Below are 23,872 nucleotides of genomic sequence, written 5' to 3'. Positions count from 1 at the left end.
GAATGACGAGTTCACCCTACAGACGATGCCTCGGGCGCGGGCCGTAGGCGACTAATTGAAGCGGTAGCCGAACGCGGCTTCGAATCTGGTCGCGATCTCGGCAGGCGTAAAGGTGTGGTTCTGGCCGCCCTGGTGGGCGATCTTGATCGAGCCGAGCAGGCTGGCGAGGCGGCCGGTGGTGCTCCAGTCGAAGCCTTGCGCGATGCCGTACAGGAGGCCGGCGCGGTAGGCGTCGCCGCAGCCGGTCGGGTCGACCACGGCGGCTGCCGGCACGGCCGGGATGTCGTAGCGTTCGCCGCCGGCGTAGATCTCGGAACCCTTTTCGCCGCGCGTGACAATCAGGGCGTCCAGGCGCGATGCGATCTCGTCGAGCGACAGCTTGGTACGCTCCATCACCATCTCGAATTCGTAGTCGTTGGCGGCCAGGTAGGTCGCCTGTTCGATAAAGGCGAGCAGTTCTTCGCCGCTGAACATCGGCAGCTGCTGGCCCGGGTCGAACATGAAGGGCACGCCCAGCGCGGCGCAGTCGCGCGCGTGCTTGAGCATGCCGTCGCGGCCGTCCGGAGCGATGATCGCCACGCGCAGTTCGCCGCAGTCGGCCACGTTGTTCTCGTGCGAGAACTGCATGGCGCCCGGGTGGAAGGCGTTGATCTGGTTGTTGTCCTGGTCGGCGGTGACGAAGCACTGGGCCGTGTAGGCGTCGCCGATGGTCTTGATGGCGCGCGTCTTGATGCCGAAGTTGCGCAGGCGCTCGAGGTAGTCGCCGCCGTCCTGGCCGATGGTCGCCATGATCAGCGGGTCGCCGCCGAGCAGCTTGAGGTTGTAGGCGATGTTGGCCGAGCAGCCGCCGTACTCGGTGCGCAGGGTCGGCACCAGGAAGGAGACGTTCACGCGGTGCAGCTGGTCCGCCAGCAGGGTCTCTGCGAAGCGGCCGTGGTACTGCATGATTTTGTCGAAGGCCAGCGATCCGCAGATCAGGGTGGTGTGGGTCATATGCTCAAGGATAGAAGACGGCGATGTGGTAGCCGGATGGTTGCAGGTCGTCCACGCGGAAGTGGAGCTTGATGGCCTGGGTGGCGCCGGGCGCCATGCCGTTCGCGACCAGCGTCCCCGGGGCGAGGTAGTCGCGCGGCGCGAACACGCGGCGCACCAGCGGCTTGTCGTTGGTGTCGATCAGGGTCAGTTCCAGGCTCGGCCAGGCTTGCGCCGTGGCGGAACCGTTGCGCAGCTCGGTCGTGAACGAATAGGCGCCGCCGCCGAGGGTCGTCAGTTCGCCCGTTTCGATCGCCAGGCTGTCGACCTGCGCCGGCAGTTCGACGCGGCAGCCCAGCAGGGCGCAGCTCGACACCAGCGCGGGCTTGGCCGCCGGGAAGCGCGCGGCGAGGGCGTTGCGGAAGGTAGTCAGGCCTTGCGCGACCAGGACCAGCAGCAGCACGGCCGAGCCGGCCAGCATGGCGATCCTGCGGGTGCGCCCGGATTGTTCCTGGTGGCGGCTGCGCCTGACGAATTCGGGCTCGTCGATCTCGGCAACGCGCAGTTTCGGCTGCGGCTCGATCCTGGTCGGGGTCAGCTTGGAGCGGCGCGCGGCGGCTTTTTCGGCCCGTTTCGCCGCAGGCGTGCGCGGCACCGGCGGCACTGGTGCCGCGGCAGGAGAATAAGTGCTGGCGGCGGACTCGCGCGTCAGCAGTGGCGGCGCGTCGTCGGCGCGCGGGCGCGGCTGCGGTGCGGCGCCGGCAACGGCAGCGGCGCTCGGGGCGGATTCGGGTTCGTGGTCGGGCAGGGCGGTGGCCACCAGCTCTTCGTCCACGGGCAGGTCGAAGACGGGTTCGCGACGGCCGCTGCTGTCCGGCGCGATGGCCGCGTGCACGAGCGGCGCGGCCTGCTCCGGCGCCGGCGTGACCGTCTCGGGAGCGATGGCCTCCTCCTCGGTGGACGGCATGGCAGCCGGCGCATCCGCAAGCGCGGTTTCCGGGGCAGGTGCGTCGACCGTTTCCTTCGGCGGGCGCGACCAGGGCTGCAGCAGCGACAGCGGATCGATGTCCTCGTCGGCTACCGTTGCCGGTTCGGCCGCGAGCTTGCCTTCATCGCCGGCATCGTCGGGCGACGCCACCTTCGGCAGGATGCCGAGCGGGTCGAAGGTGTGGTCGAAGTCGAGCGTGTAGACCGGCTGGTCCTCGAAGTCCGTTTGTTCAGGCAGCGCCGGGGCTTCGGTAGATTCGCCGGCGCCGTCCCCGGTGTCGACGATGGTGAAAGGCAGCTCGTCCTCGGACGAAGCAGGTTCCGGGACCGGCGCGGTCTCGGCGGGCGTTACATCGGGGGGGGGAGCAGGGACAGGCTGCGCCGGCGCCTTGGGGGGCAGCTTGTCGAGGTCGACCAGCGTGGCGCTGCCGTCGAAGATCTCCTGGCAGGCGCCGCAGCGCACGATGCCCCCGCGCAGCTTGAGTTGGTCCGAGGCGACCCGGAACATCGTGCCGCAGTGGGGGCATTGGGTGGCGAGCGCCATGCCTGGGCTCCCGTTAAGCAGAAGTGGAGCGCGCGGCCGGTACCGTGTCCTGGCCAAGCGTCCCCTGAAGGGCAACCCAGCCGTCCTGCTCGGCCCAGACGCCCAGCTTGATGAAAGGTGCGTAGGCGGCGGCCACTTCCTCGGCCTGGCGCGCCAGCACGCCCGACAGCACCAGCGAACCGCCGGGCGCCACGCGGCCGGACAACATCGGCGCCATCAGTTTCAATGGGCTCGACAGGATGTTGGCGACCACGATGTCGAACTTGCCGCCCGCATGGCGCTCGTTCGACGAGGCTGCGAACGCGTCCGGCACGTAGAAGCTGATCTCGCAACCGTTGCGTTCGGCGTTGGCGCGTGCCGACTCGATCGCCTGCGGGTCGATGTCGACGCCGGCGACGTCCGCCGCGCCCAGCTTCTTGGCGACCATCGCCAGGATGCCCGAGCCGCAGCCGTAGTCCAGCACCGATTTGCCGGGCTTGGGGTGGGCTTCGAGCCACTCCATGCACAGGCGGGTGGTCGGATGGCTGCCGGTGCCGAAGGCCAGGCCCGGATCGAGTTCAAGAATCAAACCGTCAGGATCAGGCGCCTCGTGCCAGCTCGGCACGACCCAGATGTTGGTGCCGATGTGGATCGGCTCGAACTGCGACTGCGTCAGGCGCACCCAGTCGGCGTCCGCCACCGCACGGGTGGTGAACGCCGGCACGCTGGCCAGGCCGATGGCGGCGGCCGCTTCGGCCACGATGGCCTGCTGGTCGGCGTCGGTATCGGTCAGCGCCACGACGCGGCTGTGGTCCCAGGCCGCTTCCGTCGGTTCCATGCCGGGCTCGCCGAACAGCGGCTTTTCCTGGTCGGTACCCTCGTCGGCGTCTTCCACCGAGACCGACAGCGCGCCCGCTTCCATCAAGGCGTCCGACAGGCCTTCGGCGTGTTCGCGTGCGATTTCGATGACGACTTCAGTCCAGCTCATGCGTCTGCCTTGTTGTCAGTGCCCAGGGCGATCTTCGTGTCCGGGCGGTTGGCCAGCTTTTGCTCGAGGTAGTGGATGTTGGTGCCGCCTTCGATGAAGCGGGCATCGACCATCAGCTCGCGGTGCAGCTGGATGTTGGTCAGGATACCTTCCACCACCATTTCCGACAGCGCAATTTGCATGCGGCGGATCGCCTGCTCGCGCGTTGCACCGTAGGAAATTACCTTGCCGATCATCGAGTCGTAATGAGGTGGAACATAATAACCCGCATACGAGTGCGAATCGACACGGATGCCAGGGCCGCCCGGCGGGTGCCAGCCGGTGATGCGGCCCGGCGACGGCGTGAACTTAAATGGATCTTCGGCATTGATGCGGCATTCGATCGCGTGGCCGGCCAGCATGATGTCGCGCTGCTTGAAGCGCAGCTTCTCGCCGCAGGCGATGCGGATCTGCTCCTGCACGATGTCGATGCCGGTGATCATTTCGGTGACCGGGTGCTCGACCTGGACGCGGGTGTTCATCTCGATGAAGTAGAACTCGCCGTTTTCGTACAGGAACTCGAAAGTGCCCGCGCCGCGGTAGCCGATCTTGCGGCAGGCTTCGGCGCAGCGGTCGCCGATCTTTTCGATCAGCTTGCGTGGGATGCCCGGCGCCGGCGCTTCCTCGATCACCTTCTGGTGGCGGCGCTGCATCGAGCAGTCGCGCTCGCCCAGCCAGACGGCGTTCCTGTGTTCGTCGGCGAGGATCTGGATTTCCACGTGGCGTGGATTTTCCAGGTACTTCTCCATATAGACTTCCGGATTGCCGAAGGCGGTACCGGCTTCGGTCTTGGTCATCTGCACAGCGTTGAGCAGGGCCGCTTCGGTGTGGACGACGCGCATGCCGCGACCGCCGCCGCCGCCGGCCGCCTTGATGATGACCGGATAGCCGACCTTGCGGGCGGTCTGGATGATTTCCTTCGGGTCTTCCGGCAGGGCGCCGTCCGAACCCGGCACGCAGGGCACGCCGGCCTTGATCATGGCCTGCTTGGCCGAGACCTTGTCGCCCATCAGGCGGATCGAATCGGAACGCGGGCCGATGAAGACGAAGCCCGATTTTTCCACGCGCTCGGCGAAGTCGGCGTTTTCCGACAGGAAGCCGTAGCCTGGGTGGATCGCTTCGGCGTCGGTCACTTCGGCGGCGCTGATGATGGCCGGCATGTTCAGGTAGCTCAGCGAAGATTGCGCCGGGCCGATGCAAACGGACTCGTCGGCCAGCTTCACATACTTGGCGTCCTTGTCGGCTTCCGAGTGAACGACCACCGTCTTGATGCCCATTTCGCGGCACGCGCGCTGGATACGCAGCGCGATTTCACCACGATTGGCGATGAGAATTTTTTCAAACATGGTTAGGCTTGTTCTGTGAGAGAGCCGGCGTCGTGCGCCGGCCTGGGTTCGGGATCATGCGGCCGGGAAGAAGTCACGGCCGGGGGGCGAATCGAAAGCCGAAACTTAGCCGATCACGAACAGCGGCTGGCCGAATTCGACCGGCTGGCCATTTTCCACCAGGATCTTGGTCACGACGCCCGACACTTCGGCGTCGATTTCGTTCAGGAGCTTCATCGCTTCGATGATGCAGAGGGTGTCGCCTTCCTTGATGTTGGCGCCGACTTCGACGAAGGCCGGGGCGCCTGGTGCGGACGAACGGTAGAAGGTGCCGACCATCGGCGACTTGATCACGTGGCCGGTCTCGGCAGCAGGCGCGGCCGGTGCAGGAGCGGCAACGGGTGCGGCTGGCGCGGCAGGGGCCGGCGCCGAGAATTGCTGCATGCCGTTCGACGGCATCATGACCATCTGGCCTTGGGGCGTAGCGGACGACTTGACGATGCGGACCTTGCTCTCGCCTTCGGTCACTTCGAGTTCGGCGATGTCCGATTCGGCGACGAGGTCAATCAAAGTCTTGAGTTTACGTAGATCCATGTGAAACCCCTTGGAATTATTGTGTGATGAGTAAGGTACAGCGCGCCAGGAGAGGGCGCCGCTGCGCATGATGTCTGAAGTTGACGTAGATTAAAGCTATTTAAGCACGAAGTCGATGGCCAACCGGTATCCGTCCACCCCCAGCCCGCAGATGGTGCCGCGGGCAATGGCAGACAGGTACGAATGGTGGCGGAAGGCTTCGCGCTGGTAAATGTTCGAGATATGCACCTCAATAAACGGGATCGCCACTGCGGACAGCGCATCGCGCAGCGCCACGCTCGTGTGGGTCAGCCCGCCAGGATTGATGACGATCGCGTCGATGCCTTCCTCGCGGGCGGCATGGATGCGGTCGATCAGCGCACCTTCATTGTTGCTTTGAAAGCAGGAAAGCGACCCGCCTGCAGCCTGGACCTGGGTCTGGGCTGCACTTTCGATGTCGGCCAGCGTTGCCGCGCCATACACCGCAGGCTCTCGGGTTCCCAGCAGATTCAGGTTGGGGCCGTTGAGCAGCAGTAGCTTTTTCGCCATTAGTTTGTAGAGTCTATCCTCGAAAGTGACGCATTTTGCCGCCAACATCGCTTATTGGCAAGCGATAAAATTCTCCGTGGATAACAGCGACTTGATTGGGACTTGCGCGGAGTTCGGAAAAGAACGACCGTTCGCGAGCTCTGCCGTCACCCTACAGCGCCGCCAGGTCGGCCTTCAACTCGTCGAATTTCAATTTGCCGAGGTAGGTCTTCTTTACTTGCCCATCGGCACCAATCAAGACCGTGAAGGGCAGGCCGCCGCTCGGGTTGCCGAATTCGCGCGACAGTTCGGTGCCGCCCATGCCGCCTACGTACAGCGGATACTTGATGTTGTGCTTGGTGGCAAATTCACTCATCGCGCTTGGGGAGTCGATGCCGACGCCGATCACGTTGAACCGCTTGCCCGCCTCTTCGTTGGCCAAGGCCGAGAGTTCGGGCATTTCCTGCACGCACGGGGCGCACCAGGTCGCCCAGAAGTTCACGAGCAAGGCTTTGCCTTTCCATTGGGCAAGCGATTGCGGCTTGCCCGACAGGTCGTTCAGGGTTTGCGCATATAGATTAGTGGAGGCGGTATGGGCTGGCCCGCCGGTGGGGGCGATGGCGGTCGTCACCGGGGCCGCTTCCCGCGTCTTGCTGCCGAACACGGCGCCGAGCGCGCCAAAAATCACTGCTACGGCCACGAGGGCGGCCAATTTCTTCTTGTTCATTCGTCCTGTTCCAGGGATTGATCGGTGGACATCAGGGCGCGCAGGCCGGCAGCGTCGACGCGCTGCAGGCGGCCGTCGCCCCGTGGCTTGAGTGCGCCGCGCAAGTCATGAAAATCATACAACTCGGCGTGCACGGCCTCGTTATGCCACAGGAAGCTCACCGTTTCAACCGGGTCGTGACGCGCGCCCTTGAAATGCGGGGTTTCCGAGATGTCTATATTGACGTTGCGGTTCAGGAGAAAGATCTCGACTTCCTTCGCGCTGTCGGCGAAGAGTTGCAGGTGGATGTCGTCGTGCTCGCCTGCAGTGCCGTTCAGTACGGCGCCGGTGAGGTAAGGGCGGAACTCGGCCAGCGCATCCATGACTTCCAGGGCGGACTCGCGCAGCGCCTGCAGGCGTTCGGCATGAGCAGCCCCGCCAAACAAGGCCTGGTAGCGCCGCACTTCGTCTTCGATCTCGCCGTTGTCCGGCATTAAATTGGGTTGAGGCTGATCCACGCCGAGCACTTGCCGGGCCGCTTTTTTGCGCGCCGTGGCATAGTCGGCGCCGTCCTGCGCGATCATGCGCGCCGCCGTTGCGGCAATCTGGGCGCGCAACTGTAAGAGGTCATAGTTCTGTGTTGGCATCATGACCCTGATCATACTCTTGAACGAAAAATGGCATCGCGTCGGGTAGAATCGCGTATTCGCTTTATTCCTCACGATCATGCACATTCACATCCTCGGCATTTGCGGCACCTTCATGGGCGGCCTGGCAGTCCTGGCGAAGGAAGCCGGTCACCGCGTCACCGGTTGCGACGCCAACGTCTATCCCCCGATGAGTACCCAGCTCGAAGCCCAGGGCATCGAACTGATCCAGGGCTATGGGCCGGAACAGGTGTCCCTGAATCCCGACCTGTATGTCGTCGGCAACGTGATGACCCGCGGGAACCCGCTGATCGAGGAAATCCTGAACCGCGGCCTGCCGTATGTGTCGGGCCCGCAGTGGATTGGCGAACATATTTTGCGTGAAAAATGGGTGCTGGCCGTGGCCGGCACGCACGGCAAGACCACGACTTCGTCGATGCTGGCCTGGATCCTGGAAGACGCCGGCCATTCTCCGGGCTTCCTGATCGGCGGCGTGCCGATGAACTTCGGTATCTCGGCGCGCCTGCAAGGCGATTCGGAGTCGGACTTCTTCGTGATCGAAGCCGACGAATACGACACCGCCTTCTTCGACAAGCGCAGCAAGTTCGTGCACTACCACGCGAAGACGGCCGTGCTGAACAACCTGGAATTCGACCACGCCGACATCTTCCCGGACATCGGCGCCATCGAAACCCAGTTCCACCACCTGGTGCGCACCGTGCCGGGCGTCGGCCGCCTGGTCGTGAACGGCGACGAAGCCTCGCTGGCGCGCGTGATCAAGCGCGGCTGCTGGAGCGACAAAGAGACCTTTGGCGAATCGCAGGGCGTGAACTGGACCCTGGTCGAGCACCCGGGCGGCGCCAGCTTCGACGTCATGTTCAACGGTGAAAACCAGGGCACGGTCCACTGGGAGCTCACCGGCAAGCACAACCGCTCGAACGCGCTGGCTGCGATCGCCGCCGCCCGCCACGTCGGCGTGCCGGTGGCCCAGGCCGTCGATTCGCTGTCGCGCTTCCAGAGCGTCAAGCGCCGCATGGAAGTGCGCGGCGTGGTCAATAACATCACCGTGTACGACGATTTCGCGCACCACCCGACGGCCATCGCGACGACCGTGGGCGGCCTGCGCCAGCGCATCGGCACCAATGGCCGCATCCTGGCCGTGCTCGAGCCGCGCTCGAACACCATGAAGCTGGGCGCCATGAAGGACGCGCTGCCGGGCAGTTTGAAAGATGCGGACCTGGTGTTCGGCTTCGGCAGCCAGCAGGCGCTGGGCTGGTCGCTGGCCGATGCATTGAAGCCGCTGGGCACGATTGCGCACAGCTTCGACCAGATCGACTACATGGTGCAGGCGATCATCCAGGCGGCCCAGCCGGGCGACCACATCCTCGTGATGAGCAACGGCGGCTTCGGCGGCGTGCACCAGAAGCTGCTCGAGGCGCTGGCGAAATGATTCTGTACCTTCACGGCTTCCGCTCCTCGCCGCGCTCTTTTAAAGCGCGCGTGGTGCACGAGCGGATGACGGCCATCGGGCGCGCGAACGATCTGATCTGCCCGCAGCTGCCGGCCTCGCCCAAGGCGGCGATGGAACTGGCCTTGCTGCTGGCCGAGCGCTACGCGCCCGACAACCTGGCGATCATCGGCTCCTCGCTGGGCGGCTTTTATGCGACCTGGCTGGCCGAACGCCTCGGCGCGCGCGCCGTGCTGCTCAATCCGGCGGTCGATCCCTGCGCCAGCCTGGACAAGCACGTCGGCGTTACTACCGCCTGGCATTCGAACGATCCCTTCGAGTTCCGCCGCGAGTACGTCGACGAACTGGCCGCCCTGAAGGTCGAGCGCATCACGCGGCCCGAACGCTATTTTTTGATCGCGGCCACCGGCGACGAAGTACTCGATTACCGCGACATGGTCGCCCACTACCCTGGCGCGCGCCAGCACGTGATCCAGGGCAGCGACCACGCCATTTCCGAATTCCCGGACTATGTGGACGAGGTCCTGGCGTTTTGCCAGCCGCATCTTCAGCCATTGCAGGCGGCGCAGACAGGCATGGCAGGGTGAGGGGGCAGTCGCTGCGGCTGGCGAAGTGGCACCGCCATGCCGATGCCGTCGGTGCCGACGCGCCCATGCGCGACTGGCTGGCAACGAAAGGTTCGCTGACCGCGCGCCTGGTGGCCAGCAGCGACAGTTTCCGCGTGCGGCGCCTGCACCAGAAGGTCGCGGCCTGTTCGCTGGAAGAGGCGGCGGCGATCGGCCTGGCGCGGCGCCAGCAGGTGTGGGAGCGCGAAGTATTGCTGTGCTGCGACGGCAGGCCGGTGGTTTTCGGCCATACCGTCGTGCCGATGTCGGCCACCGCGAGTGACTGGCCGCTGTTTTCCGCGCTGGGCGAACGTTCGCTCGGCACGACCCTGTTTTACGATCCGCTGGTCACCCGCGGGCCGCTCGAGTTTGCCCGGCTGCGCGCGGGCCATCCGCTGGTGGCGCGCCTGCGCGCGCACTTGAAGAATGAACTGGACGGACATGTTTTCCATGCGCGGCGTTGTGTCTACCGCCGCCATCAAGGCTTGCTGATGGTCACCGAGGTATTCTTGCCGGCGGTGCTCGCTCTCGCAGGCGCAACAATCAAGAACGCGAAATAAGATGAATCTATTTTTTGAAGAATCGGGCGACTTCAAGGTCGGCTCGGTGCTGTCGACGGCCGGTGAAGCCTATCAGGTGGAACTGGCGAGCGGCAAGCGCACCAAGGTCAAGACCAAGGATGTCCTGCTCCAGTTCGAGAAGCCGGAACCCGAAGTGCTGCTCGAGGCGGCCAAGGGCATCGCCGCCGAGGTCGACCTGGACTTCCTGTGGGAAGTGGCCGGCCAGGAGGAATTCGGCTTTGCCGAACTGGGCGCCGAATACTTCGGCCACGCGCCGCTGCCGAGCGAAGCGGCCGGCCTGGTGCTGGCGCTGCACAATGCCCCGATCTACTTCTATAAAAAAGGACGCGGACGCTACAAGGCCGCGCCCGAGCAGTCGCTGCGCGCGGCCCAGGCCGGCATCGAAAAGAAGAAGCAGCAGGCGCTGGTGCAGGCGGCCTATGTCGAGCAGCTGAAGGCGGGCACGCTGCCCGAATCGATGCAGCCCATCGTCGCCCAGCTGCTGTTCAAGCCGGACAAGAACACCATCGAATACAAGGCGCTGGCGGCGGCCGCCGACGAACTGAAGACGACGGAGGCGCGGCTGATGCTGTCCACCGGCGGCATCGCTTCGCCGAAGGACCTGCACATGGGCCGCTTCCTGTTCGAGCACTTCCCGCGCGGCGCCGGCTTCCCGCAGGTGGAGGTGCCGGGCGCGCCGGCGGCGCTGCCGACTGCCAATGTGGCGGCCTTTTCGATCGACGACGTGACCACCACCGAGATCGACGACGCCTTCTCGGTCGAGCACCTCGATGACGGCACGGTACGCGTGGGCATCCACATCGCCGCGCCCGGCCTGGCGATCAAGCCGGACGACGCCATCGACAAGATCGCGCGCAGCCGCATGTCGACTGTGTACATGCCGGGCGATAAAATCACGATGCTGCCGGACGAAGTCGTCAACGCCTTTACCCTGGCCGAGGGCACGACCTGCCCGGCGCTCTCGCTGTACGCGACGCTGAACCCGCAAGACTGGTCGACCATCTCGACCACGACCCGCGCCGAGCTGGTGCCGATCCAGAGCAACCTGCGCCACAACGACCTCGACGACCTGGTCAACGAGGAAACGCTGGAAAACGGCGCCGGCGAGTATCCGCACAAGGCCGAGCTGGCGCTGCTGTGGAAATGGGCACTGAAGCTGGAAGCGGGGCGCATGCTCAAGCGCGAAGCCTTTGGCCTGAAGCCGGAACAGGGCAACCGCGTCGACTTCAACTTCTACGTCGAGGACGACGTCGTCTCGATCGTGCGCAGGAAGCGCGGCGCGCCGCTCGACAAGATCGTCGCCGAGCTGATGATCTTTGCGAACAGCACCTGGGGCAAGCTGCTGCACGACTCCGGCGTGCCGGGCATCTACCGCTCGCAGGGCGCCGGCAGCGGCGCCGGCTGGGCCGCCAAGATGCAGGTGCGCATGGTCACCCACGCAGCCCCGCACCAGGGCCTGGGCGTCGACCAGTATGCCTGGAGCACGTCGCCGCTGCGCCGCTATACGGACCTGGTCAACCAGTGGCAGATCATCGCCTGCGCCGAGCACGGCGTGACCGCGCCGCTGGTGGCGCCGTTCAAGCCGCGCGACGCGACCCTGTTCTCGATCGTTTCGGCCTTCGACGCCGCCTATGCGGCCTACAACGACCACCAGCAGACGATGGAGCGCTACTGGTGCCTGCGCTGGCTGGGGCAGGAAAACGCGCGCCAGGTCGACGCCGTCGTGCTCAAGGAGGACCTGCTGCGCCTGACCGACATCCCGCTCGTGACGCGCCTGCCCGGCATGCCGCAGGTGGCGCGCGGCGCCCAGGTGCGCCTCGACATCGTGCGCTGGGACGAAGTCGACCTCTCGCTGGAGGCGCGCCTGCTGGAAGTGGCGGCGGCGCCGAGCGAGGAGCTCGCCTTTGAAGAGGAAGAGGGCGAAGGCGTCGATGCCGGCGAGGCGGCTGTGCAGGAAGCCGTGGAAGCCGAAGGCGCCGTGGCGGCCGTGAGCACGGACGACGCGGCCCAGGCCGGTACCTGATGGCCGCCTCGGCTGCGGGAGCCGCCGGCGGCGGGCGCAGGAACCGGTCGCTGCGCGCGCTGGTGCTGGTCACGGCCGCGCTGATCCTGGCTTACTGGGCCGTGTTCGGCTGGATGGTGTACCGCTCGCCCTTGCCCTATGAAGCGATCGACCTCGACCATGACGGCTCGGTCAGCTTCACCGAGGCCGACTACGCCTCCTCCTTCGGCATGCGCGCGATTCACCGGCAGGGAGAAGAGTGCGTCGAATACTTCGCGGAGCAGGATGGGGCGGCGCTGAAACTCGTCTGCCCGCAGGCGCCGGGCACACAGCCGTTGCCGTAGCGCCACTAACCTCCCGCAGGGCCGTTTGGCACGGTAGAATGCTTGGATTCCCAGATTCAACTGCCCTCAAGCCGCCCGCGTGAAGTATTCCCAAGAGAACCGCCCCTTGATGATCGCCCTGGCCGCTTCGGTGGCGGCGCATGCGGTCCTGCTCGCCGTGCGCTTCGTGGCGCCCGACGCGCTCAAGCTGGAGCCGGCCGACCCCGGCCTGGAAGTCATCCTCGTCAACGCCAAGCACGCCAAGGCGCCGGTGAAAGCCGAGGCGCTGGCCCAGGCCAACCTGGAAGGCGGCGGTACGCTCGATGCCGGCCGCTCCAAGTCCCCGCTGCCCGACCTGCGCAAGATCGACAACGGCGACAGCATCAAGGCCCTGCAAAAGCGCATCGTCGAACTCGAACAATTGCAGCAGAACGTGCTGACGCGCGTGCGCCAGTCCGCCTACACGGCGGCCCCGGTCACCGACAAGGACAAGCCGGATCCGACCCGCACCGGCATGGACGAGGTCGACACGACGCGCCAGATCGCGCGCATGACGGCCGAGATCACGCAAACCATCGAAGACCAGAACAAGCGTCCCAAGCGCACCCACATTTCGCCCAGCACGCGCCAGGTCGGTTACGCCCTGTACTACAAGGCGATGCAAAAGCAGGTGGAAGAAGTCGGCACGCTGAACTTCCCCCAGCAAAACGGCAAGAAGCTGTATGGCGAACTGGTCGTGTCGATCCCCGTGTTCCAGGACGGCAGCCTGTACCAGAAGGAGGGCGGTCCGCGCATCGAACGCAGCTCGGGCAACCCGGCGCTCGACAAGGCCGCGCTCGACATCGTGCGCCGCGCGGCCCCCTTCGGCGCCTTCCCGCAGAACATGCGCAGCGCCGGCCAGGACGACCTCTGGATCGTGATCACCCGCTTTACCTTTACCCGCGAGGAAAAGGTGAAAGCCCAGTTGCAGGAGCAGGCATGAGCGCAGGGGACGTGGATAAATATTGCGTGATCGGCAATCCGATCGCCCACAGCAAGTCGCCGGAAATCCACCCGGTGTTCGCCTTGCAAACCGGCCAGCAGCTCGTGTACGAGCGCTGCCTGGCGCCGCTCGACGGCTTTGCCGCCACCGTGCGCGCGCTGGTGGCGCAAGGCTACAAGGGCGCCAACGTCACCGTCCCTTTCAAGATCGAGGCCGCGCATCTCGCCACGCGCCTGACCGAGCGTGCCCGTGCCGCGGGCGCGGTGAATACCCTCAGCTTCCTTGATGGCGAGATCGTCGGCGACAACACCGATGGCCCCGGCCTGGTGGCCGACATCGTGCGCAATGCCGGCGTGTCCCTGGCCGGGAAACGCATCCTGCTGCTGGGTGCGGGCGGGGCGGCACGCGGCATCCTGCTGCCCTTCCTGCAGGAGCGCCCGGCATCGATCCTGGTGGCGAATCGGACCGTCGCTACCGCTGAGGCGCTGGCGACGAACTTCGCCGGCCATGGGGCGCCCGTCACGGCCTGCGGCTTCGCGGACATCGCCGGCCCCTACGACATCGTCGTGAACGCCACCTCGAGCAGCCTCGCGGCCGAACTGCCGCCGATTCCGGCCTCGGCTTTTGCCAGGGGCACGCTGGCCCTGGATATCATGTACGGCAGCGAGCCGACGCCCTTCATGGCCTTCGCGGCCGGGGAGGGCGCCGACACCCGCGACGGGCTCGGCATGCTGGTCGAGCAGGCGGCCGAAGCCTTCGCCGTCTGGCGCGGCGTGCGGCCGGATACGGCCGAGGTCTTTAACACATTGCGTACAAAAAAATAACATAACAATGGCAAAACGAGGCAATGCAAAAGGTGCGTCCGCCGGCGGGCGGCGCTGGCTCAAGTGGCTCATCCTGGGACCGCTCCTCGCCGTCTTCCTGCTCCAGCTGTATTTCTTCGTCCAGGTCTGCTGGTTCGTCTGGTTCAACCCGAGTTCGACCAGCTTCATGCGCCAGCAACTCTCCGAGCTGCGCGAGAAGAACCCGAAGGCCGAACTGAAGCATCAATGGGTGCCTTACGAGCGTATCTCGAACAATCTCAAGCGCGCCGTGGTCGCTTCCGAGGATGCGAATTTTGCCGACCACCCGGGCGTCGACATCGATGCGCTCGAACGTGCCTGGGAACGCAACAATCGCAAAGCCAAGGTCGTCGGCGGCGGTTCGACCATCACCCAGCAGCTGGCCAAGAACCTGTTCCTGTCCGGTTCGCGCAGCTACCTGCGCAAGGCACAGGAGATGGTGATCGCTTTCATGCTCGAGTCCGTCATGAGCAAGCGCCGCATCCTCGAGGTCTACCTCAACGTGGTCGAGTTCGGGCGCGGCGTGTTCGGCGCCGAAGCGGCGGCCCGCTATTACTTCCGCACCCCGGCGGCCAACCTGGCGCCCGCGCAGGCGGCGCGCCTGGCGGTGATGCTGCCCAATCCGCGCTATTACGACCGCAACCGCAGCACCAACTACCTAGTCAAGCGGACGAATTTGATCCAGCGGCGGATGCGCGCCGCCGAGCTACCGTAAGCCCGCCGCTTTTCGCTGAAAATTCACACTTGGCAGGGCAAAACCGTTGTTTCGGGGTGGCCGGGCTCGTACCTAACGGGTACACTTGCGACAGTTTTGATTCCGGCCGAGAAAGCGCATGATCAACGTATTTGTCCTACAAAATGGCCGACTCAACCAGGTGCCCATCGCTTCGCGCGCGGACCTGGAGAACGTCACGCCTGTCTGGGTCGATCTCACCGATCCGGATGACGACGAACGCGCGTGGGTCAAGGCGATCTATGGAGTCACCCTGCCGGGCGAAGACGAGGTCTCGGACATCGAAGCTTCGGCCCGCTACTACGAAGCGGAGAACGGCGACCTGCACCTGCGCACCGACTTCCTGCTCGAGGAAGAAGACGGCCCGTCGCGGGTGGTGACGGTGGCCTTCATCCTGTCGGGCAAGATGCTGTTCTCGGTCCACAACGACGATTTGCCGGTGTTCCGCCTGGTGCGCATGCGCGCCCGTTCGCGTCCCGGCTCGATCGCCGACTACATGGACGTGCTGCTCGACCTGTACGCGACCGACGCCGAGTATTCGGCGGATGCGCTCGAGGGCATCTACGAGAGCCTGGAAGAGGTCAGCGCGCGCGTGCTGCAGAAGGAATTCACCGACCAGGACGCGGCCGCCGCCCTGAATGCGATCGCGCACGAGGAAGACTTGAACGGCCGCATCCGCCGCAACATGATGGACACGCGCCGTGCGGTCAGCTTCCTGATGCGCGGCCGGCTGCTGAACTCGGAACAGTTCGACGAAGCGCGCCAGATCCTGCGCGACATCGAATCGCTGGACGGCCACACCTCCTTCCTGTTCGACAAGGTGAACTTCCTGATGGACGCCACGGTCGGCTTCATCAACATCAACCAGAACAAGATCATCAAGATCTTCTCGGTGGCCTCGGCCGCCGTCCTGCCGCCGACCCTGATCGCGTCGATCTACGGCATGAACTTCCAGAAGTTCCCGGAGCTGACCTGGGCCTATGGTTACCCGTTCGCGCTGGGGCTGATGATTGCCAGCGCGATCGCGCCATTGTGGTATTTCAGGAAGCGCGGCTGGCTGAAGCTGGCGTGATAGGTCTAGGGTAGACGGCTCGTAGCATACCCTTGATGCGCACCTGACCGCTGAACGCGTGGACGGCAGAGCCGTCCGCCCTACGAAACAATATTTCATTTGCGGCCGCGAATGAAATTTTATTTCACTGCGACTGCGCTCGGCGGCTCCCTGAAACCTTCACCCCCATCCTCGCAGCGCATCCTGCTGAGCACTTTCCCGCGCCGCGCCACGATGACGCCGTCCTCGAACTCGGGCGTCATACCGTCCTCCCCGCGCCCGACCCTGCTGTAGATCGTATAGGTATAACCCCCGCGCCGGAAGGTGACGGTCGTCTCGCCGCCGCCTACCAGCGGCGCCGATTTGACGGTAAAAGCGGCGCTGGCCTGCCGGCCCGGCTCGGGATAGCTCAGTTCGAGCGCCTCGGGCTTGCCGAAGCGGTAGCTCAGCATGCCGCGGTCGCCCGGCGGGCGGCACAGCGACACCATCTTGCTGCCGACCTGGCAAGCGAACACCACCGGCTCGCCGGCCCCGCAGAGGGAGGGCGGCTGCGATGGCGACGGTGAGGCGGCAGACAAGGGGGAAACCAGGCCGCACAGGGCGGCGATGGCCAGGCTAGATACCCAGTGCTTTCTTGATTCGTGCAAGGCGCGCTCCGCGGTCGTTCAGTCCATTGACGCCGCCGTTGACGGCGCGGGTCACGCCCTCGAGGTCGTCAAGATCGGCAAGCGCATTTACTGTACGCGCATCCCAGTAATAGAAAGCCGATTCGATGGCGTATTTGAGCTCGCTCACAAGCAGGTCGGGATCGGCGACGAAATCGCGCGGGTCGTCTGCATTGCGGGCGTTGTGCGCGTCCGTGAACGCGGCGTAGTTGGCCTTGCCGGTGAGCTGCACGAGGCCGCGCCCGCGGTAGCGCCAGCCGTCGCCCGAGGCTTCGTCGCCGTTGCCCAGGCGGTTCGCGTACACATAGGCGAGCAGGCGCTGCGGGTTGCCGGCGTAGGTGGCCGGCTCCAGCCACAGTTTCGGGCGCAGGCGCGCCGGCTGGCCGTCCGGCCCGAGCTTGCAGTCGTCGGCGGCGCGGTCGTACTGGGACGGGCCGCCGCGGCAACCGAAGATTTCGTGCATGCGCGCGACCGAATAACTGCCGTTTTCCTCGGTCGCGCGAAAGCTGCTTTCATGCCCGATCTGCGCCAGGAAATGGGCCAGGCGCAGCGGCGTGTTCACTTCGTAGCGGCGGGCGTAGTCGTTCAGGGCGTCGACCATGCCGGCGTAATGGCTGTCGGGATTGCCGCCGTCGGCAATGTGCAGCAGCGCCACGGTGACGGCGATGGGGGCGCCCTCGGCCTGGGGCCGGGGCGGCTGCGAGCGCGGCGCCCGCGAACGGGGCGCGCAGGGAGGGGATCGTCGTAGTCGTGCCATGGTCGAGTCCAGGGTTGGACTCATGATGGCACAAGGAGAGGGCTGCGCCGCGCGCGCGACAGAGCCCGTTTAATCCAGCTTAAGCAATGCGCGCAAAGACTTTCCGCGCCGCCGCAATCGTTTCTTCGATGACAGCGTCGTCGTGCGCGGCGGATACGAAACCGGCCTCGAACATGGCCGGCGCGAAGTACACGCCTTCGTCGAGCATGCCGTGGAAGAAGGCATTGAAGCGGTTCTTGTCGCCGGCCATCATCTGGCCGTAGGTAGCCGGGACGTTCTCGCTGAAGTAGAAGCCGAACATGCCGCCCACCGAGTCGCCGCAGAAGGCGATGCCGGCTTCTTTCGCCGCCGCCGTCAGGCCCGCGACCAGCTTTTCGCCCTGGCGCGTGAGGTGCTCGTAGAAGCCCGGCTCCTGCACCAGTTTCAGGGTCGTCATGCCGGCCGCGACCGCGACCGGGTTGCCCGACAGCGTGCCGGCCTGGTAGACCGGGCCGATCGGCGCCATCTTCTGCATCAGTTCGCGCTTGCCGCCAAAGGCCGCCACCGGCAGGCCGCCGCCGATGACCTTGCCCAAGGCCGTCAGGTCCGGGGTGATGCCGTACATGCCCTGGGCGCCGGTCAGGCCCACGCGGAAGCCGCACATGACTTCGTCGAAGATCAGCACGGCGCCGTGCTCGGTGCACAGCTCGCGCATGCGCTGCAGGAATTCCGGCGTGGCGCGGATCAGGTTCATGTTGCCGGCGACCGGCTCGACGATGACGCAGGCGATGGTGTCGCCCATCGAGGCGAAGGCCTCTTCCAGCTGGGGCACGTTGTTGTAGTCGAGTACAAGCGTGTGCTTGACGAAGTCTTCCGGCACGCCGGCCGAGGTCGGGTTGCCGAAGGTGAGCAGGCCGCTGCCCGCCTTGACCAGCAGCGAATCGGCGTGGCCGTGGTAGCAGCCTTCGAACTTGACGATCTTGTCGCGGCCGGTGGCGCCGCGCGCCAGGCGCAGCGCGCTCATGGTCGCCTCGGTGCCGCTCGAGACCAGGCGCACCTGCTCGATCGAGGGCACCAGCCTGCACAGTTCCTCGGCGATCTCGATCTCGCCTTCGGTCGGGGCGCCGAAGGACAAGCCATTGGCGGCGGCATCCTGCACCGCCTTGATGACTTTCGGGTGCGCGTGGCCGACGATGGCCGGGCCCCAGGAGCCGATGTAGTCGATGTAGCGCTTGCCGTCGGCATCCCAGAAATACGGACCCTCGGCGCGGGTGATGAAGCGCGGCGTGCCGCCCACCGAGCGGAAGGCGCGCACCGGCGAATTGACGCCGCCGGGAGTGCTCTCCTGGGCGCGGGCGAATAGGGTCTCGTTGCGGGAAGTGCTGTGTTCGGTCGTCATCGGGGGAATGTCTCTCTTGTTACCGGCCCGTGAAGGGCAGGTTCTTGTAAAAACGGTTGGGAACGAGCTTGCCCATGCCGAAGCGCTGGGCGTGCAGCAGGGCGCCGTGGGTGAAATCCTGGGCGGCGCGCAGGGCCTCGGCGGCATCCATGCCGCGCGCCATGCAGGCGGCCAGGGCGCCCGACAGCGTGCAGCCGGCGCCGACGAAGGGGCCGGGCAGGTGCTGCCAGTCGAAGGACGTCATGCCGCCATCGCGGTCGAACAGGGTATTGGCACGCTGGTGGCCGCTGCCGGCGGTGCCGGTGACGAGCACGTACTGGCAGCCGCGCGAAGTCAGTTCCGCGACGTCGGCCGCCAACCCGCCCTCGGTGCCGCTTTCGTTCCCACCCTCGCGCCAGAGCTCGGCCATGCGGCCCAGTTCCGACTGCGACAGCTGCAGCACGGTGGCCTGCGGCGCGAGGATCTGGCGGATCGCGGCGACGATGTCCTCGTCGGACATGCCGGAGTCGGGCAGGGCGGAGAGGAAAGGGTCGACAATCAGAGGCACTTCGGCATAGTCGGAGACGATTTCGGCGATCGCCGCGGCCTGCTCGATGCTGGCGATGGCGCCGATCTTGACGGCGGCAATCGGCATGTCTTCGAGGACGACCCTGGCCTGGTCGGCCATGACGCCGGTGTCGACTTCCTGCCATTCTTCCACGCGCGCGCTGTCGGCCACCAGCAGCGCCGTCGTCACCGACAGGGCATGGCAGCCGAAGGCGGCGAAGGTGGCGATGTCTGCGCCGATGCCAAGGGCACCGACCGGATCGGACACACCGAATGTGAGAATCAGCGGAGACGGTTGGTTTTGCACGACGGGTAGATTAAGATACCTGATTCCCCATTTTACTAGATCGAAGGAACCAACCGTGAGTAATGAAACGACCGCAATCGCGTACCAGACCTGGATGTGCCTGATCTGCGGATGGGTCTACGACGAAGAAGCGGGCGCACCCGACGACGGCATCGCGCCAGGAACGCGCTGGGCCGACGTGCCGATGAACTGGACCTGCCCGGAATGCGGCGCCCGCAAGGACGATTTTGAGATGACAGCCATCTAAATGGCAGTCGCGGCGCGTGCATGGCTGTAGGGTGGACGGCTCCACCCATGCCTCGATGTGCACGCGGCGCGAACGCCGTCCACGCGTTCAACGCAAGGCTGATCATTCGCGACAGATCGCCGGCCTGTTGAACGCGTGGACGGCGCCCATGCAGTGTCTGTTCTCGCTGCCCAGGTGGAGCCGTCCACCCTACGAAAAGCGCTCTGGCGCTGTCAAAAGACCAACTTGGTTGTCAATTCCGCCCCACCTGTTATCCTCGTTTCTACTCCTTCCAGCAAGCTTTTCCCCCTCCCGTTTGCGCCTAGTTGATACTAAGCAACACTTTCAGCACAAGCCAATCGCCCTATGCTATCTTGGCGAACCATGCTGAAGTGAAACGAAAATGACGACATCGCAGCAAACAATGGAGCCGCGGGACCTCACCATCATGGTGGTCGACGACAGCAACACGATCCGCCGCTCGGCCGAGATCTTCCTCACCCAGGCCGGCTACCGCGTGGTGCTGGCCGAGGATGGTTTCGATGCGCTGGCCAAGATCAACGACCATCATCCGGCGCTGGTGTTCTGCGACATCCTGATGCCGCGCCTGGACGGCTACCAGACCTGCGCCCTGATCAAGAAGAGCGCGCGTTTCCATGCGACGCCGGTGGTCATGCTGTCCTCGAAAGACGGGCTGTTCGACCGCGCGCGCGGCGCGATGGTCGGCTCGAGCGCGTACCTCACCAAGCCGTTTTCCAAAGATACCCTGCTCGCGGCCGTCCGCGAGCACACCGCCCCCAAGGCCTGAACCAACCGAATTGCGGAGCCCCCGTGGCCATACACAAGATCCTGATCGTCGACGATTCGCCGACCGAACGCTACTACCTGACCGACATCCTCGTCAAAAACGGCTTTTCCGTGTCCACCGCCGAGAATGGCGAGGACGCCCTGGTCAAAATGCGCGCCGAGCGCCCTGAACTGATCCTGATGGACGTCGTCATGCCCGGCGCGAACGGCTTCCAGGTGACCCGTTCGATCGCGCGCGACCCTGAACTGGCGGCGGTCCCGGTCATCATCTGCAGCAGCAAGAACCAGGAAACCGACCGCATCTGGGGCATGCGCCAGGGCGCCAAGGATTATTTCGTGAAGCCGGTCGACCCGGCGCTGCTGCTGGCGCGCATCGCCGCCCTCGGCGCCGCATGAACGCCGTCGTCGACAGCGCCGAAGCCGCACCCCAGTCTGCGCGCCGCACCCGCCTGCGCGACTACCAGGCCCAGCTCCTGGCACGCATGCAGGCCGCCCAGGACGGCGCGCCCGACGCCGGCCACCAGCTGGGCGTCATGATCGGCAGCCAGCGCTACCTGCTGGCCCTGACCGAGGCCGGCGAGATCGTCCCCCAGCCGGCGCTGGCCGGCGTGCCGCTGACCCAGCCCTGGTACCTGGGCCTGGCCAACGTGCGCGGCAGCCTGCTGGGCGTGATCGACCTGGCGCGCTATTTCGACGGGCAGGCCAGCGCGGCCGGGCCCGAGGCACGGCTGGTATCGCTGGCGCCGCGCCTGGGTTTCAACTGCGCGCTGCTCGTCACGCGCGTGTTCGGCCTGCGCCGCGCGGGCGCCATGACGCTTGACGGCGAACGCATGCGCGACCTGGACGGCAACGTCTGGACCCCGCTGTCGCTGGCGGCACTGGTGCGGGAAGAGCGCTTCCTGCACGTCGCACTCGATCCAATTCAATAAAAACCGCAGAAGCGGAATCAGGACAGGAGCCGTAATGGGAATCGCGTCGAAGATGAGTTTGAATTTCCTCTCGAAAGGGAAGATGGAAGAGGATACCGTGCTGTCCTCCCCGGACACCCGTTTCGGGCCGGGCCTGCATGCCATCGCGGGCGGCGCGGGGGCGGCCGGCAGTGCGGCCGATGCCCCTGCTGCTGCGCCCACCGGCGGCTCGGCCGAGGAAGCCATGCTGCGCCTCGGGAGCGTGATGCGCCGCCGCGCCCCGGCGGCCGCCGAGGAGCTTGAGGAGGACAACCTCAGCCTGCCCCTGATCGGCCACCTGTCGCTGCCGCGCCAGCTGCGCATCCTGCTCGCCGCCTTCGTCGCCGGCATCCTTCTGACCATCCTCGGCCTGTGGCAGAACGCCGCCGTCAACGCCCGGGTCGCGGCCCAGGTCCAGGTCGCGGGCGACGTCCTGATGCACTCGCAGCGGGTCGGCAAGGCGGCGCCCAACGCGCTGGCCGGCAGCGCCGATTCCTTCACCCAGCTGGCCGAGAGCCGCACCGAAGTCAACCGCGACCTGCAGCTGCTGGGCAAGGGCGGCGAGCTGGGCGGCATCCAGGTGCCGGCCGCGAGCGGCCGCCAGAACGCGCTGCTCGGCCGGGTGCGCGCCACCTGGGCCGCCTCGGACCAGGGCGCAGCCAACATCCTCAAAATGCAGCCGGCGCTGACCGCCTTCGACAAGAGCGTGCGCCAGCTCGATTCGCTGGCCTCGGAAATGCTGGTGCTGACCGAAGACCTGATGGCGCAGAACGTGGAGCGCGGCGCCAGCGCGCGCGAACTGGCCGCGATCGGCCGCATGATGATGCTGACCCAGCGCCTGGCGCGCGGCGCCAGCAGCTTCTTCGCCATCGGCGTGCCGCGCGACGACGCGGCCGTGCGCATCGGCGCCGACAGCGCCGCTTTCGACCATGCCCTCCAGGCCCTGCTGGCCGGGAACGTCGCGCGCCAGAACGAAGACCTGCGCGCCAAGCTGGGCCAGGTGCAGGTGCGCTTCGAGGCCTTCCGCAAGGACTTCGCTCCTTTCCTCGACAACCCGGTCGCCTACTCGACCGCGCGCGCCGCCGCCCGCACCATCCACCGCGACAACGAAGTGATGAAGAGGGAAGTGGCCGTCCTGCAGGGCAGCTACCGCGACCAGCAGGAATCGCAGAGCGCCTGGTTCTGGCTGCTGGTGATGGCCTCGATCTTCACGCTGGCCACGGCCGGCTCGATCAGCCGCGTCATGCTGCAGGACTCGCGCAACCGCACCCGCGGCGCCGACAACCGCCGCCGCGAAGCCGAGGCGCTGCGCCAGCTGGCGCAGGCCAAGGAAGAAGAAGCCAAGGCCACCAACGACCAGAACCAGGCCGCGATTCTGCGCCTGATGAACGAACTGCAGGAAGTGGCGGACGGCGACCTGACCGTGCACGCCACCGTCTCCGAGGACATCACCGGCGCGATCGCCGACTCGGTCAACTACACGGTCGAGGAACTGCGCGGCCTGGTGCTGCGCGTGACCAACACTGCCGAGCAGGTGACGCTGGCCTCGAACGAAGCGCAGCAGACCTCGACCAACCTGCTCGGCGCCAGCGCGCAGCAGTCGCGCGAGATCGAGGAAGCTTCGAGCACGGTCCTGCGCATGGCGGGCGAGATCACCGACGTGTCGAAGTCGGCCAACGAATCGGCCGACGTGGCGCGCCAGTCGGTTGCCGCGGCCGAGCAGGGCGCCACGGCCGTGCAGAACGCCATCCTCGGCATGCACGAGATCCGCGAGCAGATCCAGGAAACCTCGAAGCGCATCAAGCGCCTCGGCGAATCCTCGCAGGAGATCGGCGAGATCACCGAACTGATTTCCGACATTACCGAGCAGACCAACGTGCTGGCGCTGAACGCGGCGATCCAGGCGGCGTCGGCCGGCGAAGCGGGACGCGGCTTCTCGGTCGTCGCCGAGGAAGTGCAGCGCCTGGCCGAACGCTCGGGCGAAGCGGCCAAGCAGATCGGCGCGCTGGTGCGCACCATTCAGACCGATACGCACGACGCCGCCGCGGCGATGGAAAAATCGACCCAGGGCGTGGTCGAGGGCGCGCGCCTGTCGGATGCCGCCGGTGCGGCGCTGGCCGACATCTCGCGCGTCTCGAACCGCCTGGCGGAGCTGATCCAGGGGATTTCGTTCGCCACCAGCCTGCAGGCGACGTCGGCCAACGGCGTGGCGCACAATATGCAGCACATCCTGTCGGTGACCGAACATACCCAGGCCGGCACACGTCAGACCGCGGAGTCGATCCATCAGCTGGCCGAGCTGGCCCAGGAACTGAAAAACTCGGTGTCGCGCTTCCGCGTCGCCGCTTGAGCAGCTTGTGCTTT

26 protein-coding genes are annotated in these 23,872 nt (G+C 65.9%); 14 read left to right on the top strand and 12 right to left on the bottom strand.

The features are described 5' to 3' along the window. Window positions 1–51: 51 nt before the first annotated feature. From ACWCIA_RS10625 to ACWCIA_RS10590, 8 genes are all read right to left on the bottom strand, one after another. Window positions 52–993, bottom strand: coding sequence for a carbohydrate kinase family protein (locus ACWCIA_RS10625; RefSeq protein WP_454163076.1), 942 nt, complete (start codon window positions 991–993; stop codon window positions 52–54). A 4-nt stretch (window positions 994–997) separates the two neighbouring features. Next, window positions 998–2,503 (bottom strand): DUF3426 domain-containing protein, encoded by a 1,506-nt coding sequence (locus tag ACWCIA_RS10620; RefSeq protein ID WP_454163074.1) that lies wholly within the window; start codon window positions 2,501–2,503, stop codon window positions 998–1,000. Between the two features lie 13 nt (window positions 2,504–2,516). Further along, window positions 2,517–3,470 carry a 50S ribosomal protein L11 methyltransferase gene (prmA, locus tag ACWCIA_RS10615; protein ID WP_454163072.1) on the bottom strand — a complete coding sequence of 318 codons (954 nt, stop codon included), beginning with the start codon at window positions 3,468–3,470 and terminating at the stop codon, window positions 2,517–2,519. Beyond that, a complete protein-coding gene (accC, locus tag ACWCIA_RS10610; RefSeq protein WP_454163070.1) occupies window positions 3,467–4,855 on the bottom strand; it encodes an acetyl-CoA carboxylase biotin carboxylase subunit in 1,389 nt (462 codons plus the stop codon). The genes prmA and accC overlap by 4 nt, the downstream gene beginning before the upstream one ends. 105 nt (window positions 4,856–4,960) lie before the next feature. Beyond that, a complete protein-coding gene (accB, locus tag ACWCIA_RS10605; RefSeq protein ID WP_454163068.1) occupies window positions 4,961–5,428 on the bottom strand; it encodes an acetyl-CoA carboxylase biotin carboxyl carrier protein in 468 nt (155 codons plus the stop codon). Window positions 5,429–5,524: 96 nt separating this feature from the next. After that, complete coding sequence (aroQ, locus tag ACWCIA_RS10600) at window positions 5,525–5,956, bottom strand: type II 3-dehydroquinate dehydratase (RefSeq protein ID WP_454163066.1); 432 nt, start codon at window positions 5,954–5,956, stop codon at window positions 5,525–5,527. Between the two features lie 151 nt (window positions 5,957–6,107). Next, entirely contained in the window at window positions 6,108–6,662 is a 555-nt protein-coding gene (locus ACWCIA_RS10595) for a TlpA family protein disulfide reductase (RefSeq protein WP_454163064.1), read from the bottom strand. Beyond that, entirely contained in the window at window positions 6,659–7,291 is a 633-nt protein-coding gene (locus ACWCIA_RS10590; RefSeq protein WP_454163062.1) for a hypothetical protein, read from the bottom strand. Before ACWCIA_RS10590 ends, ACWCIA_RS10595 begins: the two co-directional genes overlap by 4 nt. A 76-nt stretch (window positions 7,292–7,367) precedes the next feature. Here ACWCIA_RS10590 and mpl point away from each other — a divergent pair, with 76 nt between their 5' ends. From mpl to corA, 9 genes are all read left to right on the top strand, one after another. Beyond that, window positions 7,368–8,738: a UDP-N-acetylmuramate:L-alanyl-gamma-D-glutamyl-meso-diaminopimelate ligase gene (gene mpl, locus ACWCIA_RS10585; protein WP_454163060.1), complete on the top strand. Its 1,371-nt coding sequence runs from the start codon at window positions 7,368–7,370 to the stop codon at window positions 8,736–8,738. Next, window positions 8,735–9,343 (top strand): YqiA/YcfP family alpha/beta fold hydrolase, encoded by a 609-nt coding sequence (locus ACWCIA_RS10580; protein ID WP_454163058.1) that lies wholly within the window; start codon window positions 8,735–8,737, stop codon window positions 9,341–9,343. Before mpl ends, ACWCIA_RS10580 begins: the two co-directional genes overlap by 4 nt. Then, window positions 9,340–9,921 (top strand): chorismate--pyruvate lyase family protein, encoded by a 582-nt coding sequence (locus ACWCIA_RS10575; RefSeq protein WP_454163056.1) that lies wholly within the window; start codon window positions 9,340–9,342, stop codon window positions 9,919–9,921. The genes ACWCIA_RS10580 and ACWCIA_RS10575 overlap by 4 nt, the downstream gene beginning before the upstream one ends. Before the next feature lies 1 nt (window position 9,922). Further along, on the top strand, window positions 9,923–11,965 hold the full coding sequence (locus tag ACWCIA_RS10570) for a ribonuclease catalytic domain-containing protein (RefSeq protein ID WP_454163054.1): 2,043 nt from the start codon (window positions 9,923–9,925) through the stop codon (window positions 11,963–11,965). After that, window positions 11,965–12,288, top strand: a complete 324-nt coding sequence (locus tag ACWCIA_RS10565; protein ID WP_454163053.1) for a hypothetical protein — start codon at window positions 11,965–11,967, stop codon at window positions 12,286–12,288. The genes ACWCIA_RS10570 and ACWCIA_RS10565 overlap by 1 nt, the downstream gene beginning before the upstream one ends. Window positions 12,289–12,367: 79 nt before the next feature. After that, a complete protein-coding gene (locus tag ACWCIA_RS10560) occupies window positions 12,368–13,249 on the top strand; it encodes an energy transducer TonB family protein (RefSeq protein WP_454163052.1) in 882 nt (293 codons plus the stop codon). Beyond that, on the top strand, window positions 13,246–14,073 hold the full coding sequence (gene aroE / locus ACWCIA_RS10555) for a shikimate dehydrogenase (protein WP_454163050.1): 828 nt from the start codon (window positions 13,246–13,248) through the stop codon (window positions 14,071–14,073). Before ACWCIA_RS10560 ends, aroE begins: the two co-directional genes overlap by 4 nt. A 7-nt stretch (window positions 14,074–14,080) precedes the next feature. Continuing rightward, a complete protein-coding gene (gene mtgA / locus ACWCIA_RS10550) occupies window positions 14,081–14,806 on the top strand; it encodes a monofunctional biosynthetic peptidoglycan transglycosylase (protein WP_454163049.1) in 726 nt (241 codons plus the stop codon). A gap of 118 nt (window positions 14,807–14,924) precedes the next feature. Then, on the top strand, window positions 14,925–15,896 hold the full coding sequence (corA, locus tag ACWCIA_RS10545) for a magnesium/cobalt transporter CorA (protein WP_454163047.1): 972 nt from the start codon (window positions 14,925–14,927) through the stop codon (window positions 15,894–15,896). Between the two features lie 119 nt (window positions 15,897–16,015). Here the strand turns inward: corA and ACWCIA_RS10540 are convergent, their stop codons facing one another. Genes ACWCIA_RS10540 through thiD form a run of 4 tightly spaced genes read right to left on the bottom strand, consistent with a single transcriptional unit; the run spans window position 16,016 to window position 19,489 of the window. Then, window positions 16,016–16,522 (bottom strand): hypothetical protein, encoded by a 507-nt coding sequence (locus ACWCIA_RS10540; RefSeq protein ID WP_454163046.1) that lies wholly within the window; start codon window positions 16,520–16,522, stop codon window positions 16,016–16,018. Next, window positions 16,491–17,321: a glycoside hydrolase family 19 protein gene (locus tag ACWCIA_RS10535; RefSeq protein WP_454163045.1), complete on the bottom strand. Its 831-nt coding sequence runs from the start codon at window positions 17,319–17,321 to the stop codon at window positions 16,491–16,493. Before ACWCIA_RS10535 ends, ACWCIA_RS10540 begins: the two co-directional genes overlap by 32 nt. Before the next feature lie 55 nt (window positions 17,322–17,376). Then, the gene (gene hemL / locus ACWCIA_RS10530; RefSeq protein ID WP_454163043.1) at window positions 17,377–18,675 is read right to left on the bottom strand and encodes a glutamate-1-semialdehyde 2,1-aminomutase; all 1,299 of its coding nucleotides are present in this window, start codon (window positions 18,673–18,675) and stop codon (window positions 17,377–17,379) included. A gap of 19 nt (window positions 18,676–18,694) precedes the next feature. Beyond that, window positions 18,695–19,489, bottom strand: coding sequence for a bifunctional hydroxymethylpyrimidine kinase/phosphomethylpyrimidine kinase (gene thiD / locus ACWCIA_RS10525; RefSeq protein ID WP_454163042.1), 795 nt, complete (start codon window positions 19,487–19,489; stop codon window positions 18,695–18,697). 133 nt (window positions 19,490–19,622) lie between these two features. Between thiD and ACWCIA_RS10520 the strand changes: the two genes are divergently transcribed. The 5 genes from ACWCIA_RS10520 to ACWCIA_RS10500 all read left to right on the top strand — a co-directional run bounded on the left by ACWCIA_RS10520 (window position 19,623) and on the right by ACWCIA_RS10500 (window position 23,858). Next, on the top strand, window positions 19,623–19,775 hold the full coding sequence (locus ACWCIA_RS10520) for a rubredoxin (RefSeq protein WP_136221333.1): 153 nt from the start codon (window positions 19,623–19,625) through the stop codon (window positions 19,773–19,775). 382 nt (window positions 19,776–20,157) lie between these two features. Next, a complete protein-coding gene (locus ACWCIA_RS10515; RefSeq protein WP_454163041.1) occupies window positions 20,158–20,562 on the top strand; it encodes a response regulator in 405 nt (134 codons plus the stop codon). A gap of 23 nt (window positions 20,563–20,585) precedes the next feature. Continuing rightward, the gene (locus ACWCIA_RS10510) at window positions 20,586–20,957 is read left to right on the top strand and encodes a response regulator (RefSeq protein WP_454163040.1); all 372 of its coding nucleotides are present in this window, start codon (window positions 20,586–20,588) and stop codon (window positions 20,955–20,957) included. Beyond that, window positions 20,954–21,490: a chemotaxis protein CheW gene (locus ACWCIA_RS10505; protein WP_454163038.1), complete on the top strand. Its 537-nt coding sequence runs from the start codon at window positions 20,954–20,956 to the stop codon at window positions 21,488–21,490. Before ACWCIA_RS10510 ends, ACWCIA_RS10505 begins: the two co-directional genes overlap by 4 nt. A gap of 34 nt (window positions 21,491–21,524) precedes the next feature. Continuing rightward, a complete protein-coding gene (locus ACWCIA_RS10500) occupies window positions 21,525–23,858 on the top strand; it encodes a methyl-accepting chemotaxis protein (RefSeq protein ID WP_454163036.1) in 2,334 nt (777 codons plus the stop codon). Window positions 23,859–23,872 lie beyond the last annotated feature (14 nt).

This window comes from Massilia sp. SYSU DXS3249, assembly GCF_053668055.1.
This window is presented reverse-complemented; position numbering and strand designations above follow the sequence as displayed.

Excerpts from the sequence above, each read along its gene's own strand:
- ACWCIA_RS10625 (WP_454163076.1), bottom strand. The coding sequence starts at position 993 with ATGACCCACACCACCCTGATCTGCGGATCGCTGGCCTTCGACAAAATC.
- ACWCIA_RS10620 (WP_454163074.1), bottom strand. The coding sequence starts at position 2,503 with ATGGCGCTCGCCACCCAATGCCCCCACTGCGGCACGATGTTCCGGGTC.
- prmA (WP_454163072.1), bottom strand. The coding sequence starts at position 3,470 with ATGAGCTGGACTGAAGTCGTCATCGAAATCGCACGCGAACACGCCGAA.
- accC (WP_454163070.1), bottom strand. The coding sequence starts at position 4,855 with ATGTTTGAAAAAATTCTCATCGCCAATCGTGGTGAAATCGCGCTGCGT.
- accB (WP_454163068.1), bottom strand. The coding sequence starts at position 5,428 with ATGGATCTACGTAAACTCAAGACTTTGATTGACCTCGTCGCCGAATCG.
- aroQ (WP_454163066.1), bottom strand. The coding sequence starts at position 5,956 with ATGGCGAAAAAGCTACTGCTGCTCAACGGCCCCAACCTGAATCTGCTG.
- ACWCIA_RS10595 (WP_454163064.1), bottom strand. The coding sequence starts at position 6,662 with ATGAACAAGAAGAAATTGGCCGCCCTCGTGGCCGTAGCAGTGATTTTT.
- ACWCIA_RS10590 (WP_454163062.1), bottom strand. The coding sequence starts at position 7,291 with ATGATGCCAACACAGAACTATGACCTCTTACAGTTGCGCGCCCAGATT.
- mpl (WP_454163060.1), top strand. The coding sequence starts at position 7,368 with ATGCACATTCACATCCTCGGCATTTGCGGCACCTTCATGGGCGGCCTG.
- ACWCIA_RS10580 (WP_454163058.1), top strand. The coding sequence starts at position 8,735 with ATGATTCTGTACCTTCACGGCTTCCGCTCCTCGCCGCGCTCTTTTAAA.
- ACWCIA_RS10570 (WP_454163054.1), top strand. The coding sequence starts at position 9,923 with ATGAATCTATTTTTTGAAGAATCGGGCGACTTCAAGGTCGGCTCGGTG.
- ACWCIA_RS10565 (WP_454163053.1), top strand. The coding sequence starts at position 11,965 with ATGGCCGCCTCGGCTGCGGGAGCCGCCGGCGGCGGGCGCAGGAACCGG.
- aroE (WP_454163050.1), top strand. The coding sequence starts at position 13,246 with ATGAGCGCAGGGGACGTGGATAAATATTGCGTGATCGGCAATCCGATC.
- mtgA (WP_454163049.1), top strand. The coding sequence starts at position 14,081 with ATGGCAAAACGAGGCAATGCAAAAGGTGCGTCCGCCGGCGGGCGGCGC.
- corA (WP_454163047.1), top strand. The coding sequence starts at position 14,925 with ATGATCAACGTATTTGTCCTACAAAATGGCCGACTCAACCAGGTGCCC.
- ACWCIA_RS10535 (WP_454163045.1), bottom strand. The coding sequence starts at position 17,321 with ATGAGTCCAACCCTGGACTCGACCATGGCACGACTACGACGATCCCCT.
- hemL (WP_454163043.1), bottom strand. The coding sequence starts at position 18,675 with ATGACGACCGAACACAGCACTTCCCGCAACGAGACCCTATTCGCCCGC.
- ACWCIA_RS10520 (WP_136221333.1), top strand. The coding sequence starts at position 19,623 with ATGTGCCTGATCTGCGGATGGGTCTACGACGAAGAAGCGGGCGCACCC.
- ACWCIA_RS10515 (WP_454163041.1), top strand. The coding sequence starts at position 20,158 with ATGACGACATCGCAGCAAACAATGGAGCCGCGGGACCTCACCATCATG.
- ACWCIA_RS10505 (WP_454163038.1), top strand. The coding sequence starts at position 20,954 with ATGAACGCCGTCGTCGACAGCGCCGAAGCCGCACCCCAGTCTGCGCGC.
- ACWCIA_RS10500 (WP_454163036.1), top strand. The coding sequence starts at position 21,525 with ATGGGAATCGCGTCGAAGATGAGTTTGAATTTCCTCTCGAAAGGGAAG.